General features: G+C 49.7%; 7 tRNA genes and 1 rRNA gene. All 8 read left to right on the plus strand.

Features of this window, described 5'->3' with window-relative positions:
- A 5S ribosomal RNA gene (gene rrf, locus AC5W2J_RS17155) occupies nt 1-80 on the plus strand; the annotation flags it as partial.
- Nucleotides 81-102: 22 nt separating this feature from the next.
- A tRNA-Val gene (locus tag AC5W2J_RS17160) sits at nt 103-178 on the plus strand.
- A gap of 7 nt (nt 179-185) precedes the next feature.
- Nucleotides 186-261, plus strand: a tRNA-Thr gene (locus AC5W2J_RS17165).
- A gap of 15 nt (nt 262-276) precedes the next feature.
- Nucleotides 277-352, plus strand: a tRNA-Lys gene (locus tag AC5W2J_RS17170).
- A 20-nt stretch (nt 353-372) separates the two neighbouring features.
- Nucleotides 373-447 (plus strand) — tRNA-Gly (locus AC5W2J_RS17175).
- A 7-nt stretch (nt 448-454) separates the two neighbouring features.
- Nucleotides 455-531: transfer RNA gene (locus tag AC5W2J_RS17180), tRNA-Arg, on the plus strand.
- Between the two features lie 11 nt (nt 532-542).
- Nucleotides 543-619, plus strand: a tRNA-Pro gene (locus tag AC5W2J_RS17185).
- A gap of 8 nt (nt 620-627) precedes the next feature.
- Nucleotides 628-703 (plus strand) — tRNA-Ala (locus AC5W2J_RS17190).
- Nucleotides 704-902 lie beyond the last annotated feature (199 nt).

Here is a 902-nt window from a genome sequence, read left to right on the forward strand (position 1 = left end):
TGCCGAACACGGAAGTTAAGCTCTTGTGCGCTGATGATAATTGGGGGGCGACCCCCTGTGAAAGTAGGACGTTGCCGGGCTATATTAATTTAATATCTATACGGAGGATTAGCTCAGCTGGGAGAGCACCTGCCTTACAAGCAGGGGGTCGGCAGTTCGATCCTGTCATCCTCCACCATTTTTTTGCCGGTCTAGCTCAATTGGTAGAGCAACTGACTTGTAATCAGTAGGTTGAGGGTTCAAGTCCTTTGGCCGGCACCATTTTTTTCATAGAACGAGCCATTAGCTCAGTTGGTAGAGCATCTGACTTTTAATCAGAGGGTCGGAGGTTCGAATCCTCCATGGCTCACCATTTTTATTATTATAGGCTTTGCGGAAGTAGCTCAGTGGTAGAGCACCACCTTGCCAAGGTGGGGGTCGCGGGTTCGAATCCCGTCTTCCGCTCCATTTTTATGCGCCCGTAGCTCAACTGGATAGAGTATCTGACTACGAATCAGAAGGTTAGAGGTTCAAGTCCTCTCGGGCGCACCATTATTTTATAACGGGAAGTAGCTCAGCTTGGTAGAGCACTTGGTTTGGGACCAAGGGGTCGCAGGTTCGAATCCTGTCTTCCCGACCACTAGTTATGGGGCCTTAGCTCAGCTGGGAGAGCGCCTGCCTTGCACGCAGGAGGTCAGCGGTTCGATCCCGCTAGGCTCCACCAAATAAACTATTGACATCTTCAAGTCAGCTTGGTATACTAATAAAGTCGCTAAATTGAGGCGAAGCAGCAACACCACGTGTCCTTTGAAAATGGAATGAAAACAACGCGCGAAATATCAAGTCGCGGCAGGCAAGGCCTGCTGCGCAATGTAAGACCAGCATGACCTAAGCATCAACTTTCATGGAGAGTTTGATCTTGG

This window comes from Sinobaca sp. SA16-1, from assembly GCF_059510515.1.